Origin of the sequence: Algibacter amylolyticus, assembly GCF_014202225.1 — a bacterium.
Classification (GTDB): Bacteria; Bacteroidota; Bacteroidia; order Flavobacteriales; family Flavobacteriaceae; genus Algibacter_B; species Algibacter_B amylolyticus.
This window is the reverse complement of sequence record NZ_JACHGE010000004.1, coordinates 336,781-354,618: the sequence shown is the minus strand read 5'-3', so window position 1 is coordinate 354,618 and position 17,838 is coordinate 336,781. Positions and strand designations below refer to the sequence as shown.

12 protein-coding genes and 2 tRNA genes are annotated in these 17,838 nt (G+C 35.6%); 7 read left to right on the top strand and 7 right to left on the bottom strand.

The genetic code is table 11. The annotated features are described in order from the left end of the window. Positions 1-378 (top strand): transposase (locus tag HNQ90_RS11040; RefSeq protein ID WP_183822332.1); only part of this gene is annotated, 378 nt, incomplete at its 5' end. A 132-nt stretch (positions 379-510) separates the two neighbouring features. On the opposite strand, the gene HNQ90_RS11035 is transcribed toward HNQ90_RS11040, so the two are convergent. From HNQ90_RS11035 to HNQ90_RS11010, 6 genes are all read right to left on the bottom strand, one after another. After that, the gene (locus HNQ90_RS11035; protein ID WP_144115853.1) at positions 511-1,272 is read right to left on the bottom strand and encodes a DUF6794 domain-containing protein; all 762 of its coding nucleotides are present in this window, start codon (positions 1,270-1,272) and stop codon (positions 511-513) included. Between the two features lie 27 nt (positions 1,273-1,299). Then, positions 1,300-2,268: a hypothetical protein gene (locus HNQ90_RS11030; protein WP_144115852.1), complete on the bottom strand. Its 969-nt coding sequence runs from the start codon at positions 2,266-2,268 to the stop codon at positions 1,300-1,302. Between the two features lie 164 nt (positions 2,269-2,432). Next, complete coding sequence (locus HNQ90_RS11025) at positions 2,433-2,945, bottom strand: hypothetical protein (protein ID WP_144115851.1); 513 nt, start codon at positions 2,943-2,945, stop codon at positions 2,433-2,435. 207 nt (positions 2,946-3,152) lie between these two features. After that, positions 3,153-5,777 (bottom strand): MGH1-like glycoside hydrolase domain-containing protein, encoded by a 2,625-nt coding sequence (locus HNQ90_RS11020; RefSeq protein WP_144115850.1) that lies wholly within the window; start codon positions 5,775-5,777, stop codon positions 3,153-3,155. 191 nt (positions 5,778-5,968) lie between these two features. Continuing rightward, entirely contained in the window at positions 5,969-6,628 is a 660-nt protein-coding gene (locus HNQ90_RS11015; RefSeq protein WP_144115849.1) for a class I SAM-dependent methyltransferase, read from the bottom strand. Positions 6,629-6,656: 28 nt separating this feature from the next. Next, on the bottom strand, positions 6,657-7,187 hold the full coding sequence (locus tag HNQ90_RS11010; RefSeq protein WP_144115848.1) for an RNA methyltransferase: 531 nt from the start codon (positions 7,185-7,187) through the stop codon (positions 6,657-6,659). A gap of 343 nt (positions 7,188-7,530) precedes the next feature. Here HNQ90_RS11010 and mutS point away from each other — a divergent pair, with 343 nt between their 5' ends. The 3 genes from mutS to HNQ90_RS10995 all read left to right on the top strand — a co-directional run bounded on the left by mutS (position 7,531) and on the right by HNQ90_RS10995 (position 10,423). Further along, complete coding sequence (mutS, locus tag HNQ90_RS11005; protein ID WP_144115847.1) at positions 7,531-10,143, top strand: DNA mismatch repair protein MutS; 2,613 nt, start codon at positions 7,531-7,533, stop codon at positions 10,141-10,143. A gap of 98 nt (positions 10,144-10,241) precedes the next feature. Then, a tRNA-Gly gene (locus tag HNQ90_RS11000) sits at positions 10,242-10,313 on the top strand. 26 nt (positions 10,314-10,339) lie between these two features. After that, positions 10,340-10,423 (top strand) — tRNA-Leu (locus HNQ90_RS10995). Positions 10,424-10,486: 63 nt separating this feature from the next. Here the strand turns inward: HNQ90_RS10995 and HNQ90_RS10990 are convergent. After that, entirely contained in the window at positions 10,487-12,598 is a 2,112-nt protein-coding gene (locus tag HNQ90_RS10990; protein ID WP_144115846.1) for a thioredoxin domain-containing protein, read from the bottom strand. Between the two features lie 223 nt (positions 12,599-12,821). Here HNQ90_RS10990 and HNQ90_RS10985 point away from each other — a divergent pair, with 223 nt between their 5' ends. The 3 genes from HNQ90_RS10985 to HNQ90_RS10975 all read left to right on the top strand — a co-directional run bounded on the left by HNQ90_RS10985 (position 12,822) and on the right by HNQ90_RS10975 (position 17,832). Continuing rightward, positions 12,822-14,303 (top strand): xylulokinase, encoded by a 1,482-nt coding sequence (locus tag HNQ90_RS10985; protein WP_144115845.1) that lies wholly within the window; start codon positions 12,822-12,824, stop codon positions 14,301-14,303. 152 nt (positions 14,304-14,455) lie between these two features. Beyond that, complete coding sequence (gene xylA, locus HNQ90_RS10980) at positions 14,456-15,772, top strand: xylose isomerase (protein WP_144115844.1); 1,317 nt, start codon at positions 14,456-14,458, stop codon at positions 15,770-15,772. A 23-nt stretch (positions 15,773-15,795) separates the two neighbouring features. Then, the gene (locus HNQ90_RS10975; protein WP_144115843.1) at positions 15,796-17,832 is read left to right on the top strand and encodes a transketolase family protein; all 2,037 of its coding nucleotides are present in this window, start codon (positions 15,796-15,798) and stop codon (positions 17,830-17,832) included. The last annotated feature ends 6 nt before the right edge of the window (positions 17,833-17,838 follow it).

Sequence of the window (17,838 nt, the reverse complement as noted above, 5' to 3'; positions counted from 1 at the left end):
CCTGGTATAGGACCTAAAACAGCCTTGTTTTTAATAGTAGTTACAGATGGGTTTAAAAAATTTGAAAGCGCATCACAACTATGTAGCTATGTTGGAATAACACCTACCATACGCGAGTCTGGAAGTAGTGTAAGAGGTCGGGCTAGGATAAGTAAAGTGGGTAATAGAAAGCTCAGGAACCTACTTTTTCTATGTGCCTTTAATGCCTCTAAACACAATAAGGCTTGTCGAGCAATTTACGAGCGCATTGTAAATAAGGGAAAGAGCAAAAAACTTGCTTTAATTGCAGTGGCAAATAAACTATTAAAACAATGTTTTGCTATCGCAAAATCTGGTATTCCTTATGATGAAACATATGTTTCTGTATTAACTAGATAGTTGATAAAATAGGTAGTAAAAAAAAGCTCAAAGAATCACAATTTTGAATCTCTGAGCCTAAAATAATAATGTCTCAAATTAATGAAGAAAAGAGTTGTTTTTTACCTCAGTTCTTTGTTGGCAAACGTATTTTTATTTTTTACTTATTTTATAATTCTCAAGACTAAAATCATATTCTTGATTAGTCTTAAGTCCATTTTCTTCTTCGCTAAAAATTGCTTTTTCATTTCCACAAATATCAAATATCATAATTGTCAGAACGTAATCGCCTCGTTTTCGAGTTTTCTTTTTCTTTCTGGTAATTATTCCGTTAATAAAGCAATTCGGTTCTTCATTCAAATCTGGATATTTTTGAATACTATAAGCCCAAACGTTTTTCCCTTGTTTGTTGATTTTAAATGCAATTTTGATTGAATCACTAACTTTAAAATTGTCAAACTCCTTTTTACTTAATTCCTTCTGACCTTTTTCTGTTTGTTCGTATTCTTTTTTGGCTTGTTCCCAATAGCTTTTATAGAATTCGATTTGAGCATCTAAATCAATCGGTTTTCCATTGAGTTGTCTGTGAAATGAAGTCAGAATTATTGAAGATATATCATCTGGATGAAAAACACCATTTGACTTAAAAAACTTTGATAATTTATTTTTTCCTTTCCACAATCCCCAATTATTTCGGATTGACATTCCGGTTCCAAAGTGTAATTCAGCAACAGCATCATTTTCCGCTTTATTTTTATATTCCGTTTTGTCTTTTTCTGGCCATTTACAGTTTAGATATACTATTGCATCATTTAAATCTTTAGGCGTATAATTTTCCCCAAATTGGTCACATTCGGTTTGACTGAAAACTGTTCCAAAAGTTAAAAATAAAATGAATGTAATCGCGTTCTTCAAATGTTTGCCAACTCGTTTTACAAGCAGTTATTTTAATTTTATCTCCTTTGTAATCAATTCATATTCACCTTTTTCTGAAAAGGTGCTATAGGTTACTCTAATCAGTTTATTGCTAATCTTTTCGAGCATATCTTCTTTTTGAACAGAATCATAGATGTTTCTATTAACAAAAAGAGGTTCAATTAGATTTGGCTTATAGTAATTATTAGCATTTATAACTCTTAAAGCAGAACTTCTCCCTCCAGAAGTATATACACAAATATTATCCGAACCATCATCGTTTAAATCTCCTATATTTGATAGTTCTCCATTTGCAGTGTCTAATGTAATTGGCCAAATCGTTTTATTAGAAAAATGGATTACACTTTTAGCTCCACCAATAAAATCACCATACAATACGTGAAATTCTCCCTCTTCTAATTTGCTTTCATCAATTATATATTCCGAATCCACTAATCTTTGTGGTGTTTCAATCCATGCATATTCCTTTTTACCATCTCCATTAAAATCTCCTGATATTTTTTTATGGTCATCACTTGTACTTTTTTCGGAAATATTTTTATTTGTTATTAAGTCACTTTCAGTAGAGATTTTCCAAGTATCATTTTCTTTTTTTAAAATAAGATAAGATGGATAATCTTTTTCTTCTGAATCAATTGTTACTTTTTTTGTAAAAGATATTTTTATTTCTTCATTTAGTAAGTTTCTTGATAATTCATTAATTCTAACATTTTCTTGTTTAAAAGAATTGAATTTTTTAAATAGTTTTGATTTATCTTTTGTGATATAATTCAATGATTTATTTTGACCATAATAAAAAACATTTTCATTGTAAAGTTTTAAAAGGTTCAGAATATCTTTCTCATTGTGAAATTTATTCCAATTATTTAATATTTCAATTACTTCTGATTTCTCATCATTTTCAGATTGAGAATTAGTACAGTTTGAAAATAAAATCGATAAAATTATTATCAATAGGGCTGAATTTTGTTTCATAGTTTAATTTTCGTTTTAATTGCTTGTAACGGTTACGTATAATATTAGTGGCGCGTTTAAGCACTAATTTAGTAAATAGAAACTTGCCAGCGGAAAATTCCGCAGGAATTTTCCAAGTAAGCTAAAACTAGCCATTAATTTTATGCTTTGTTACCTGCTGGCTTTTATTCATCATCTCTTCTTTTTCTCAAAGCAATTATTTCTAATTCCAAGTCAGATAACGCTATTTTTATATTTTCAGCACGTAATTTTTCGTAAATCTTTTTTCTTTCCTTTTCGGTTGTATTCTTTTCATACAGTTCAGGCGAAGGTGGAAGAGGATTGACAATTGGATATTCAAAACTTCGACTTATTCCGCACATATTTAGACGTAAAAATCCGTCTTCCATATTTCCATATACAATCCATTTCCCATTTTCCTGAACATAAGGACTGCAATATTTCCAATTTTTTCCGATGTAAATATTTCCGATTGAGTCTCCACCATCTAATGATTCCGTTACCTTTATTTTAAATGTCAAATCTGAATCGTTTACTTCAATTACTTCTCCAATAAAAATACATTCGGAATTTTCCAATTCATATTTCTGCCATTCGGAAAGTTTTTTAATCGCACAAGTACAGGCAAAACTTTTCAATGAAATAAGTAGTAAAATTATAACTAAATGTTTTTTCATAGTTTCGATTTTCAGCTTGCAGGTAACTCGTTATATAATAACTTTTATTACTCATATCCTGAAAATATATCAGGATAAAGCAAGTTTTTTGCTCTTGTTACCGCTTAAATATAACTAATTCCCCCTACAAATAATAAAAAATCCCTTACAAGAATATCTATTTGTTAAGACCTTCCAATAAGGGATTTTATTATAAGCTAGAAAGTTTTAATCCTCGTCCATTTCCATTACTAAATTAGCAATAAGCGAGGTCCATCCAGTTTGGTGAGAGGCGCCAAGGCCTTTGCCGCTATCGCCATCAAAAAACTCATAGAAAAAGTGTTCGTTTTTAAAATGTTCGTCTTTTGTAAATACTTGGTCGGCATCCTTAGAATGGTACGGGAATTTACCATCTTCATTAGGTTCAAAAAGTTTAATAAGCCTTTTGGTAAGCTCGTTTGCAATTTCCTTTAAATTTAGCTTGTTGCCAGAGCCTGTAGGGAATTCGTAGGTGTACTCGTCGCCATAAAAGGTATAGTATTTTCGTAACGATTGAATAATCATATAATTTAACGGCATCCAAATTGGTCCGCGCCAATTGGAGTTTCCACCAAACATATTAGATCTGCTTTCGCCAGATTCGTATTGTATTTGATGATGCCCATGATGCTGAAATACAAACGGGTATTTTTCATGGTATTTTGAAAGCGAGCGTATGCCGTAATCTGATAAAAATTCACCTTCATCCAACAAGCGTTTTAATAAATGCTCTAACCTAAAGCCGCGCATAATGGAGAACATAAAATTGCCATCTTCATTGGCTTTTTCTAAATTAGAAATTAAAGAGGCTAAATCGGGTCTTGTTTTAATAATACGGTTGGCACGACGTCTAAAATCTTTTAAATCTTCAAATAGATCTTTGTGTATAATTTCTACGGCAAACATTGGTATTACGCCAACTAAAGAACGCACGCGTAAACGATCGGTGGTGCCATTGTCCATCTCGACCACATCGTAGTAGAAATTATCATCGTCGTCCCAAAGCGAAATGTCTTTTTTACCAATATGGTGCATGGCCCAAGCAATGTTTAAAAAGTGCCTAAAAAAGTTTGCTGCGGCTTCCTCGTACACTTTATTGGTTTCGGCAAGCTCTAAAGATATGCGTAACATATTAATAGAAAACATAGCCATCCAACTGGTAGCATCGGCTTGTTGCATGCGGGTTATGCCTTCGGGCATGTGGTTTCTATCGAAAACCCCAATGTTATCTAGTCCTAAAAAGCCACCTTCAAAAAGGTTGGTGCCGCTTTTATCTTTTTGGTTAACCCACCAAGTGTAATTTATTTGTAGTTTATGGAAGGCTTTCTCTAAAAATGCTGTATCGCCTTTGCCCGTTTTTGCTTTGTCTTTTTCGTAAACTTTCCAAACGGCATAAGAGTGTACAGGCGGATTTACATCACTAAAATTCCACTCGTAAGCTGGAATTTGACCATTAGGATGCATGTAGCTTTCTTCTAAAAATAACAGTAATTGCTGTTTTGCAAAATACGGGTCTATTTCTACAAACGATGCCATATGAAATGCTAAATCCCAAGCGGCATACCATGGGTATTCCCATTTATCGGGCATGGAAATAATATGACGGTTGGTAAGGTGTTGCCAACTGTAATTTCGCATGTTGGTACGTTGTGGCTTGCTTTCTCCAGGGCCACCAAATAGCCATTTAAATACATCGAAATAGTAAAACTGCTTGGTCCATAACAGGCCTGAAAAGGCTTTTCGGGCTAGTTCTTGTCGTTGTTCTGGTAAGTCTTTTTGAATGATGTCGCTATAAAAATCTTCGCACTCTTGTATGCGTTGGTTAAATATAGCATCGAAATCGGTCCACGGATCGTTTAAAGCCTCCTTGCTAAGTCTTACTTTTACGCTTTTTTCTTCGCCGGCTTTTAAATTAAATTTATGCCAAACAGCCATTTTAGAGCCCGTTTTTTTAGGGTTAACTGTTTTTTGGTTGTTTACAACATGCTCATGAATGCCATCTTTAACAAAAGGGACTTCGTTTTTTATATTGTAAATACGTTTGTTATTGGTTTCGTTTTCGCAAAATAACTGCTCGCCGCCTTCGTGGTAAAAATAGTAATCGCCATTTCGTGGGCTACTAGATTGTGCTGCGAATTTATGGGTCGATTTTATACTTGGGCGTTCGTGTTTTACGTTGTGTTTCCAGAAATTCCTAAACCAAAAATGTGGTAACACATGTAAATCGGCTGCTTTATTGCCTCGGTTAACCACGGTAATTTTCATTAAAATATCATCGACACCAGCTTTTGCGTATTCTATAAAACAATCAAAATACGCACTATCTTTAAAGCAACCGGTATCTAAAAGTTCGAATTCGTCTTCGTGTCTGCCGCGAGATGCATTAACGTTTACCAACTCCGAATACGGAAATTTGCTATGCGGATATTTATATAAGTATTTATTGTATGTGTGTGTTGGCGTGGATACTTGATGGAAATATAGCTCTTTAACATCTTCACCGTGGTTACCTTGGTTGTTGGTAAGCCCGAATAAACGCTCTTTTAAAATACTATCGTTTCCGTTCCAAAAAGCAGGTGCTAAACATAAAATTTCTCTAGAATCGCAAAAGCCACCAATGCCTTCTTCTCCCCAGCGGTACGCGTTACTTCTGGCTTTATCGTGGTCTATAAATTCCCAAGATTCGCCATGTTCGCTATAATCTTCGCGTACGGTTCCCCATTGTCTTTCTGCCAAATATGGACCCCATTTTTTCCAGTTTCTGTAATTGTCTGCAACTTCTAGTCGTTGTGCTTCTGGGTTTTTATTAGCCATAAAATAGATATTAATAATTTCTGAAACAATTTAGGTAAAATTATTGCAAGTTTTGGCCAATTGGCGGTCTGTTTTTCAAGTATTATCTATTTGGAATTTTTTGGCGGATTCTGTTGGTATCTCACCAAGAACGCCATTTTTTATTTGTCGAAATGATAATTTTAAATAGAATTTTTAAATGGGATAAGTCTTTAAAACAATGTGTATAAAGTGGTTACAATATGTCCTTTGTTATGCTCTAAAATGTAATCGTCAATTGTTTTTTGGTCTTTAATCTTCAAGAAAAATGGTGCTTCTAGAAGGTTTACACCGCTATTTTTTTTAATACGTATGCCTTGGCCAGAAATAATATCCTTGTTTGGTATAAAGTTGCCATTGGGCAAATGCTCGGTAAGGACTATGTATTTGTAGTTTGTTATTTTCTGGGCTACTTCTAAAATTTCGGCGGTAGATAAATGCTGTAGTACTTGCCTAATTATAAGGCAATCTGCATTAGGAAGTTCGGCTTTACAAATATCTAAGCATGCAAACTCTAGGTTTTCGGCTTTAAACGTGTTTTGGTTTCGTATAATAAGGTTTTCAACAATATCAATACCTGTATAGTGTTTAGTATGCGGATAAATATGTTTGCCAATATTAAAATCGCCACAGCCTAAATCGCACACCACTAAAGGTGTGTTGTGTGTTTTTAAAAAGCCAATAATAGCGTGTAAATATGGTGTTGTAATATTAGGGTCGTGCGAGCCGAATCCTGAATAAAACGCGGTGGTTTCGCCACCCCAAAGGTTGAGCTCATAAATCTGACTCATAGCATCTTTAGTAGGCCATGGTGTTTTTGCTTTTTTTGGCATGGGTTCAGATTAAGAATTTATTAAAAACCTATTGCTGTAACTTACTAAACAAGTCCCAAGTTACCACGCCGCAACTAACCGAAATATTTAATGAGTGTTTTGTGCCATATTGGGGTATTTCAATAACAAAATCGCTTTTATCTACCACATTTTGCGCCACGCCTTTTACCTCGTTACCAAAAACTAAAGCGTATTTGGTGTGGGCTTCGGTTTTAAAATCGTGTAGCATAATGGCGTTTTCGGCTTGCTCGATGGCGCATATTTTAATGTTATCGGCCTGTAGTTTTTCAACTATATCTAAAGTGTTTTCAACATATTCCCAATCTACAGTATCTGTGCTACCTAATGCCGTTTTATGTATATCCTTGTGTGGTGGTTTCGCAGTAATGCCACAGAGGTAAATTTTTTCAATTAAAAAAGCATCGCTCGTTCTAAAAACCGAGCCAATATTGTTTAAGCTTCTAATATTATCTAGTACAATAATTAATGGTGTTTTTTCAGCCTCTTTAAAAGCATCAACACTTAATCTATCTAACTCACTATTTTTTAGTTTCCGCATGTTTTATTTTATTATTTCCGCGAAAGCGAAAATCTTATTGATCTTTATTTTTTATTAAATTGGGCGTTACCGCAGGGGTCGGGCTTTCCGATACAAGTCCTCGCACTTCCTTCGTCAGGCTGTGGGCTTTCCACTGCAATCCCTAACGCGCCACGGTTATGTGCTTACTCAAAACTAAAAACAAGGTCGTTTAACTTAGTGTTATCCAATAAAAATACAGGAATCCATATATGCCAAACCACAAACCTGTTTTTGTGAACAAGTACCAATAACTTCTATGCTTTCCGCTTTAAAAAAAATAGAATAATAATTACATTAGCAAACTTACTAAAACAGAAAACCATTGGCAACAAAAAGTAAAAAAGTAACCCCGTTAATGAAACAATACAATGCCATAAAAGCAAAGTATCCAGATGCTTTATTGTTGTTTCGTGTGGGCGATTTTTACGAAACTTTTGGTAGCGATGCGGTTAAAACGGCAAATATATTAGGCATTATTTTAACCAAGCGTGGTGCCGGTAGCGAAAGCGAAATTGAGTTAGCAGGGTTTCCGCATCACTCATTAAATACCTATTTACCAAAATTGGTAAAAGCGGGCGAGCGTGTTGCTATTTGCGACCAGTTAGAAGATCCTAAACAAACCAAAAACATTGTAAAGCGTGGTGTTACAGAGTTGGTAACGCCTGGAGTTGCTTTAAACGATGAGGTTTTAGTCTCTAAATCTAACAACTTTTTGTGTTCGGTTTATTTCGATAAAAAATATATAGGGATATCCTTTTTAGATATTTCTACGGGCGAGTTTTTAACATCGCAAGGTAATGCGGAGTATATTGATAAGTTACTCCAAAATTTTAGCCCAAGCGAGGTTTTAGTGTCCAAACAAAAGCGCAGCTTGTTTAATAAAACTTTTGGCGAAGATTTTCATACCTTTTATTTAGAAGATTGGGTGTACCAAACCGATTATGCCTACGAAACTTTAACCAAACACTTTGATACTAAGACCTTAAAAGGCTTTGGTATTGAAGATTTATACGAAGGTATTATTGCATCGGGTTCTATACTGCATTATTTAGGAGAAACTCAGCATCATAAATTACAACATATCACTTCTATTTCTAGAATTGCCGAAGATGATTATGTGTGGATGGATAGGTTTACCATAAGAAATTTAGAACTTTATAACTCTACAAATAACAACGCGGTAACGCTTTTAAATGTTATTGATAAAACCATTTCGCCTATGGGCGGAAGGTTGTTAAAACGTTGGTTGGCGCTTCCTTTAAAAAATGTTGAAAAAATAAAACAACGCCACGAGGTGGTTAGTTTTTTAACTAAAGAAGATGCTGTACATCAAAACATTCAAAACCATATTAAGCAAATTGGCGATTTAGAGCGTTTAATTTCTAAAACAGCTACAGGTAAGGTGAATCCGCGAGAGGTAATTCAACTTAAAAACTCCTTAGAAGCTATTGTGCCCATTAAAGAGCTGGCTTCAAATTGCGATAATGAGTCCCTAAAAATTATTGGAGATACCTTACAAAGTTGTCAGGTATTGCGCGAAAAAATTAAGGAAACCGTTAATGAAGATGCGCCTGTAAATGTTTTAAAAGGAAATAGTATTGCGCCTGGTTTTTCGGCCGAATTGGATGAGTTAAGAGGTTTGTCTAAATCCGGAAAAGACTATTTAGATAGTATGTTAGAGCGCGAAAGTGAACGCACCGGAATAACATCGCTAAAAATAGCATCCAATAACGTTTTTGGTTATTATATAGAAGTTAGAAACACCCATAAAGATAAAGTTCCAGAAGAATGGATACGTAAACAAACTTTAGTAAATGCAGAGCGTTACATTACCGAAGAACTTAAAGAATACGAAGCCAAAATATTAGGTGCCGAAGATAGAATACAAGCCATAGAGCAGGAGTTGTTTGCTAAATTGGTAACTTGGTTAAACCAATATATAAAGCCTGTACAGCAAAATGCTTTTTTAATAGGGCAAATAGATTGTTTGTGTGGGTTTGCACAATTGGCAAAAGATAATAATTACATATACCCAACGCTCGATAATTCCTTCGATTTAGAAATTAAAGAGGGGCGACACCCAGTTATTGAAAAGCAATTACCAATAGGCGAAGCGTATATTGCTAACGATGTGTTTTTGGATAGAACGGGGCAACAAATTATTATGATTACGGGTCCGAATATGTCTGGTAAATCGGCCATATTACGTCAAACCGCCTTAATCGTGTTATTGGCTCAAATAGGAAGTTTTGTGCCTGCTAAAGAAGCTAGAATAGGATTGGTTGATAAAATTTTTACTAGAGTTGGTGCTAGCGATAATATATCGATGGGCGAATCTACATTTATGGTAGAAATGAATGAAACCGCATCTATTCTTAATAATATCTCAGATAGAAGTTTGGTTTTACTTGATGAAATTGGTCGAGGCACAAGTACTTACGATGGTATTTCTATAGCATGGGCTATTAGCGAATATTTACATGAGCATCCTGCAAAACCAAAAACCTTATTTGCAACGCACTACCATGAGCTTAATGAAATGAGTGAAACTTTTGGGCGCATAAAAAACTTTAATGTGTCTGTAAAAGAGTTAAAAGACAATGTTTTGTTTTTAAGAAAATTGGTTGAAGGCGGAAGTGCGCATAGTTTTGGAATTCATGTGGCAAAAATGGCTGGTATGCCACAGCAAGTTTTGCATCGCGCTAACAAAATTTTGAAGAAATTAGAGCAGTCGCATTCCAGCGAAGAGCTTACCGATAAGGTAAAAACGATAAATGACGACATGCAACTCAGTTTTTTTAATTTAGACGACCCATTGTTGGAAAATATTAAAGAAGAAATATTACACATTGATATTGATACACTTACGCCTGTAGAAGCGCTTATGAAATTGAATGAAATTAAGCGAATGTTGTTCAAAAAAAAGCAGGCTTAAAATTTTTTTAATTTATTTTAGCAAAACGCTTTGGTATTCCTAGAAATATTTTAAATTTGCATCCGCAATAGCAATATTGCACGTTCATTAAAATGACTGCGAAAGTAGCTCAGGGGTAGAGCATCACCTTGCCAAGGTGGGGGTCGCGGGTTCAAATCCCGTCTTTCGCTCTGAAACTTTCTTAAAATATACCAATGCTGAAGTGGTGGAATTGGTAGACACGTTGGACTTAAAATCCAATGTCCATTAGGACGTACGGGTTCAAGTCCCGTCTTCAGTACTAAGCCTTATCTTTTATTAGATGAGGCTTTTTTTATTTAGCTACTTTAAGGAAACTATGTCCTTATTTTTTAAGTTGCTCAATAGCCTTCTTTACATCTGTTTCTGGAAGTTTACAGGCGCCATCAACACATACAAAACTATAGGTTACATCTGGGCTATATCTATTTTTTAGTAAAGCCATATCGCTTTCTTGCGTTGAACCCGCTATCAAAATATTTGGTAGATAGTAACTGTTTAATGTTTTTAGTTGGTCCTTGGCGTTCTTTCCCGAAATAACAAACTCATAATGCTTAAAAGTTAAATTTGCCATGAAGTCCATCCAATTCGGGTAGGCTGGAGCTGCTTCTGTAATATTGGGTTTTAAATTATTCAGCATTTGATGCGCCATATTTTTATAATCCAAGTTGTCATAAAAATGACTTAATTTAAAAAGGTTTTTTGCTAAAACGGAATTGGACGAAGGAATGGCCTTGTCTATAATATCGGTCTTTCTAACTATTAAAGAGTCATCTTCATTGGAAGTGAAAAAGAACATACCGCTGCTAGAATCAAAAAAATGATTAATGGTGTATGTCATTAATGCATTGGCGTTATGTAGCCACTTTTCGTTAAATGTTACTTGGTATAAGGCAATGTAAGCTTCAATAACAAAAGCATAATCTTCAGCATAGGCATCAATAATACTTTTGTTGTTAATATGGGTTCTGTAAAGACTACCATCGGGCTTTAGTTGTTGGTTCTCTAAAAATTCAGCATTTTTTATAGCTATTTCTAGGTAATGTGGCTTATTAAAAACGCGGTAAGCATCAACATACGCTTTTAGCATTAATGCATTCCATGAGGTTAGTGCCTTTTTATCGACATTGGGTTTATCTCTTTTATCTCTGGCTTCAGCCAAAGTTGTCGTCCAATCTTTAATGTTGTTTTGTAATTCAGAAACCGATATGTTGTTTGATTTTGCAAACGTTTCATCCGATTGATTTCTATAAAGCACATATTTGTCATGTTCCCAAAGCCCTAAATTGTTAATGTTGTAATAGGATTCAAATAAGCTGTAGTTATTTGTTATTAACTCTTTAAGTTCTGCTTTGGTCCATGTGTAATAATGGCCTTCTCCCGATATGCCATGTTCATTTTTGCTATCGGCATTTAAAGAAGAATAAAATGCACCATTCTCATGCATTAATTCACGCTCTACAAAGTTTAGGCTCTCAGCAACGACCTGTTTGTAAGCGTCATTTTTAGTAATAAGATAGGCATCAGAATATAAGCTTACTAATTGCGCGTTATCATAAAGCATTTTTTCAAAATGAGGTACATGCCAATCTTTATCGACAGTGTACCTAGAAAAACCACCACCAACTTGGTCGTAAAGTCCACCGTAAGCCATTTTTGTTAATGTGGTGTTTACATAGTTTCTAAGTAAGGTATCATCTGTATGAAAGCTATACCTCAATAAGCTATTTAAACTGTTCGGTTTCGGGAATTTTTGACCTCCCATTTCGCCGCCATTTTTAAAATCTAGTATCGATTTCCAATCATTTATAGCAGCATGCATTTCATCTAAATTAAAAGCTTCAAAGGCTTTATTCACTTTAATTAAGTTTGAATCTTTCATGCCTGCTTCAAGTTTTTCGGCAAAACTTATCATCTTTTCCGGGTTCTCCTTATACATGCTCGATAGCTTTTTTAAGACTTGCATCCACTCGTCCTTTGTAAAATAAGTGCCTGCAAAAATCGGTCGGCCATCTGGTAAACAAATACTGTTTAGTGGCCAGCCGCCACTACCCGTCATAAGCTCCAAAGCGCTCATGTAAATTTGATCTATATCTGGGCGTTCTTCACGATCTACTTTTATATTAATAAAATGTTCATTCATCATTTTAGCAACAGAGTCGTTTTCGAAACTTTCGGCTTCCATAACGTGGCACCAATGGCACGACGAATAACCTACAGATACAATTATTAGTTTGTTTTGCTCTTTGGCTTGTTCTAACGCTTCAGAGTTCCATGCGTTCCAATTTACTGGATTGTGGGCATGTTGTAAAAGGTACGGGCTTGTTTCGTTTACTAGTGCATTGGTAAACTTGTGTTTTTTAGTTGACGATTCATTTTTACAACCAATAAAACCAATTATAAGAAGTAGGAATAAAAATTTAAATACAGGTTTCATTAGCTAAGTAAAATGTAGTGGTTAGAAAAAAATAGAATCTATTTTAAAAAATAAGATGTTATAAAAATATGCATTTTAGTACTAATACATATTTAAAATAAAAACAACTTATCCCAAAAACCTATATATAGCACCATTTGTTATATAAGATGCTTGATTTGTTACAAACCCAATTTTAGCATAAATATATTTTTGTGACGTATTAATTTAAAATTTATTTCAATTGTATAATTTAGGAATAGACATAGGAAGTTCTTCCATAAAAGCAGCATTAGTTGAGGTAGAATCTGGTAAGAGTTTAGGTGTTGTACAAGAGCCAAAAGAAGAAATGGGCATGTTTGCTCAAAAAAATGGTTGGGCAGAACAAAAACCAAACGATTGGTGGTTGCATATTTGTAATGCCATTACGGCACTAAAAAAACAATATAATGTAAGCAGAACCCAAATTAAAGGTATAGGTATATCGTACCAAATGCACGGCCTTGTTTTGGTCGATAAAGATGGTAATCCGCTTAGAAAAAGCATTATTTGGTGCGATAGTAGAGCTGTAGATATTGGCCATAAAGCATTTAACGAACTTGGTGCCGAAACATGCACCTCAAGTCTATTAAACTCACCAGCTAATTTTACCGCTTCAAAATTAAAATGGGTAAAAGAGAATGAGCCCGATGTTTATAGCAAGATTCATAAATTCATGCTCCCAGGCGATTATATCGCCTATAAGTTTTCAGATAAAATAAACACCACCATTTCTGGATTGTCTGAAGGGATTTTTTGGGATTTTAAAAACGATAGTGTAGCCGATTTTCTTTTAGATTATTATGGTATCGAAAAAGCCTTCGTTCCAGATATTGTGGACACCTTCGGGGTGCAATCTGTAGTCGATAAAAAAGGCGAAGCAGAAAGTGGTATAGCCGCAGGAACACCCATATATTATCGAGCTGGCGACCAACCTAATAACGCCTTATCGTTAAACGTGTTTAATCCAGGCGAAGTTGCAGCAACTGGTGGTACATCGGGTGTGGTGTATGCCGTAACCGATAATTTATCAGGAAAGGAAAGTACACGAGTAAACAATTTTGCACACGTAAATTATACAAAATCTAATCCAAGAATAGGCAAATTACTCAATATAAACGGGGCAGGTATCCAATACCGTTGGTTACTTAATAATCTTGCGGTTAGCTCTTACGAAGCAATGAATAATCTAGCCTCCGAAATCCCAATAGGGTCCGATGGTGTGTGCTTAATTCCCTTCGGAAACGGTGCCGAACGCATGCTAAATAACCAAGAAATTGGCACGCGTATCGTTAACATGAACTTGAACAATCATCACAAAGGACATATATGTCGTGCAGCGCTAGAAGGCATCGCGTTTTCATTCGTTTACGGTATGGAAATCCTAAAGTCCGATGGCATCAAACCAAGCGTCATTCGTGCCGGAAACGATAATTTATTCCGCTCAGAAATATTTGCAAACACAGTGGCAACGCTAATACAGCAAGAAATTGAGATTTACAATACCACCGGCGCTATAGGTGCGGCACGGGCGGCAAACTTGCATAACGGCGATTTCGAAGCCTTCGGAAAAACCATTATGGACAACGACCACGTCATGACGTTCATGCCTTTTAAAGATAAGCAACCCTATTTGGAAGCCTTCAATAACTGGAAAAAAGAACTAAATCTCATATTAAATAAATAAGAGTTGGTGGGCGTTACCACAAGGGGCGGGCTTTCACTACTCGCTCCCTCCTAAAAAGTCGGGGAGCTCAAACAGACCGTTCAATCCCTAACGCGGGTGCAGAACTAAAAACAATAAAGCAAATTAATAATTACATATAAACACATATCATTATGGCAGCAAAAGAATATTTTAAAGGTATAAACAATATTAAATTTGAAGGTAAAGAATCAGATAATCCATTAGCATTTAAATACTATAACCCAGACCAAGTTGTAGCAGGAAAAACCATGAAAGAATGGTTTAAATTCTCTATTGCATACTGGCATACCTTCTGTGGTCAAGGCTCAGATCCATTCGGACCAGGAACACAAAAATTCGCTTGGGATCAATCATCAGATCCAATTCAAGCAGCAAAAGATAAAGCCGATGCAGCCTTCGAATTTATAGGTAAAATGGGCTTCGATTATTTCTGTTTCCACGATTTCGATTTAATTCAAGAAGGTGCAACTTTTGCAGAATCTGAAGCACGTTTAGAAACCATTACCGATTATATAAAAGGCAAGCAAGCCGAAAGTGGCGTTAAGTTATTATGGGGAACAGCAAACTGTTTCTCTAACCCACGTTACATGAATGGTGCGTCTACCAATCCAGATTTCGATGTGGTAGCAAGAGCAGGCGGGCAAGTTAAATTGGCTATCGATGCTACTATAAAATTAGGTGGCGAAAACTACGTGTTCTGGGGTGGTCGCGAAGGATATATGTCTTTATTAAATACAGATATGGGACGCGAGTTAGACCACATGGGACAGTTTTTAACCATGGCAAGAGACTATGCTAGAGCCCAAGGTTTTAAAGGAAACTTCTTTATTGAGCCAAAACCAATGGAGCCATCAAAGCACCAATACGATTTCGATTCGGCTACAGCTATAGGATTCTTAAGAGAACATGGTTTAGATAAAGATTTTAAAATCAATATTGAAGTAAACCACGCTACTTTAGCGCAACACACCTTCCAACACGAAATTGAAACTGCAGCAAAAGCAGGCATGTTAGGAAGTTTAGATGCTAACCGTGGCGATTACCAAAATGGTTGGGATACCGATCAATTTCCAAACAACATTCAAGAAACAACCGAGGCTATGTTAGTATTCCTAAAAGCAGGAGGTTTACAAGGTGGAGGTGTTAATTTCGATGCTAAAATTAGAAGAAACTCAACCGATATGGAAGATGTTTTCTACGCGCACATTGGTGGAGCAGATACTTTTGCTAGAGCTTTATTAATCGCCGATAAAATTATAACAAATTCTTCTTACGATACATTAAGAACAGAGCGCTACAGCTCATTCGATTCAGGAAAAGGAAAAGATTTCGAAAACGGAAAATTAGGCTTACAAGACTTGTACAAACTAGCTCAAGAAAACGGCGAGTTAAAACTACAAAGCGGTAAACAAGAGTTGTTCGAGAATATTATTAATCAATACATATAATACGCTTTCAATTTATATAAATAATGAACAAGCAAATAGATCAACAAGCAGCAGATAATATTAGAGCCTTAGCAGTAGCTATGGTAGAAAAGGCAAATTCTGGTCACCCAGGAGGTCCAATGGGTGGTGCAGATTTTATGCACATTCTATATTCAGAGTTTTTCAATTACGATCCTTCGGATATGACATGGCCATTTAGAGATCGTTTCTTTATGGATGCAGGGCATTTATCTACCTTATTGTATGCGCAATATTACCTGTTAGGAAACTATGCTAAAGAGGATGTTGCTAATTTTAGGCAATGGGGTTCTATTACTCCAGGGCACCCAGAAGTGGATGTGGCTAGAGGTATAGAAAATACTTCAGGACCTTTAGGACAAGGACATACTATGGGTGTTGGAGCGGCCATTGCAGCTAAGTTTTTACAAGCACGTTTTGGCGATTGGATGAATCATAAGGTATATGGTTTTATTTCCGATGGTGGAATTCAAGAAGAAATATCTCAGGGTGCAGGGCGAATTGCAGGCCATTTAGGTTTAAGTAATTTTATTATGTTTTTCGATTCTAACGATATACAGCTGTCCACGTCTACCGACGAGGTTACTAGCGAAGATACTGCCATGAAGTACGAAGCATGGGGATGGAAAGTCGTTACTATCGATGCGCACAACCACGATGCCATTAGAAAAGCATTAACCGATGCTAATAATGAAACCGAAAAACCAACCCTAATTATTGGTAAAACAATAATGGGGAAAGGATGTGTTGCTGCCGATGGTAGTATGTTTGAAGGGCATTGCGAACTTCATGGTCAGCCTATAGGTCATACCGGAGCAGATTATAAAAAAACCTTATTAAATTTAGGGGCAAATCCAGAATCCCCGTTCGATATTTTTAATGATGTTAATGCATTTTATAAGGATGTAATAGCAGCTAAAACAGCGCAAGCAGCAAATAAGAAAGCAGAAATTAATGCATGGAGACAAGAAAATTCGGATTTAGCTAAAAAATTAGATTTCTTTTTATCAGGAGAACTACCAGAACTAGATTTTGAGTCTATTGTTCATAAAGCAGGATTAGCCTCTAGAGCAGCATCTTCAGGTGTACTTGGTTATTTAGCCGAACATGTAGAAAACATGATTGTGTCTTCTGCCGATTTATCAAACAGCGATAAAACCGATGGCTTTTTAAAGAAAACACATGCTATTAAAAAAGGCGATTTTACAGGATCATTTTTGCAAGCTGGTGTTGCCGAATTAACTATGGCTTGTATTGCTAATGGTATTGCTTTGCACGGTGGTATTATACCGGTAGTGGCAACTTTCTTTGTGTTTTCAGATTATATGAAACCAGCCATTCGCTTAAGTGGTATTCAAGAATTAGGCGTAAAATATGTTTGGACGCATGATGCCTTTAGAGTGGGAGAAGACGGGCCAACTCACCAACCTGTAGAGCAGGAAGCACAAATTAGGTTGTTAGAAAAGCTTAAAAACCATAGCGGAAAACCAAGTTTCTTGGCGTTACGTCCTGCAGATTCAGCAGAAACGAGTGTCGCTTGGAAAATGGCGTTGGAAAACAAAAACACACCAACGGGCTTAATCTTATCTAGACAAGGCATTAAAGATTTACCAACAAAAGGAAGTTCAAGATATAATGATGCTTTAGCAGCCGAAAAAGGCGGTTATTTAATTAAAGCTGCTGAAAACCCAGACGTAGTTTTAATCGCTAATGGTTCAGAAGTTGCTACATTGGTTGAAGCAGCAGAAATTTTAGAATCTGAAAACGGATTAAAAGTTAGTATTGCTTCAATAATTTCAGAAGGCCTTTTCAAATTACAGTCTAAAGCCTATCAAAACAGCGTGATTCCTAAAAATAAACCATTATTTGGTTTAACAGCAGGATTGCCAGTAAACTTAGAAGGATTGGTTGGCGACAATGGTAAAGTGTTTGGGTTAGAGCATTTTGGTTATTCGGCACCAGCCACTGTGCTAGATGATGAATTTGGTTTTACAGGCATAAAAGTAAGTAAACAAATATTAGAATATTTAAAAACAGTATAATACAAT

Bases quoted from the DNA above. Each gene is read 5' to 3' on its own strand.
- HNQ90_RS11030 (WP_144115852.1), bottom strand. From the start codon at position 2,268: ATGAAACAAAATTCAGCCCTATTGATAATAATTTTATCGATTTTATTT.
- HNQ90_RS11025 (WP_144115851.1), bottom strand. From the start codon at position 2,945: ATGAAAAAACATTTAGTTATAATTTTACTACTTATTTCATTGAAAAGT.
- HNQ90_RS11020 (WP_144115850.1), bottom strand. From the start codon at position 5,777: ATGGCTAATAAAAACCCAGAAGCACAACGACTAGAAGTTGCAGACAAT.
- HNQ90_RS11015 (WP_144115849.1), bottom strand. From the start codon at position 6,628: ATGCCAAAAAAAGCAAAAACACCATGGCCTACTAAAGATGCTATGAGT.
- HNQ90_RS11010 (WP_144115848.1), bottom strand. From the start codon at position 7,187: ATGCGGAAACTAAAAAATAGTGAGTTAGATAGATTAAGTGTTGATGCT.
- HNQ90_RS10990 (WP_144115846.1), bottom strand. From the start codon at position 12,598: ATGAAACCTGTATTTAAATTTTTATTCCTACTTCTTATAATTGGTTTT.
- xylA (WP_144115844.1), top strand. From the start codon at position 14,456: ATGGCAGCAAAAGAATATTTTAAAGGTATAAACAATATTAAATTTGAA.
- HNQ90_RS10975 (WP_144115843.1), top strand. From the start codon at position 15,796: ATGAACAAGCAAATAGATCAACAAGCAGCAGATAATATTAGAGCCTTA.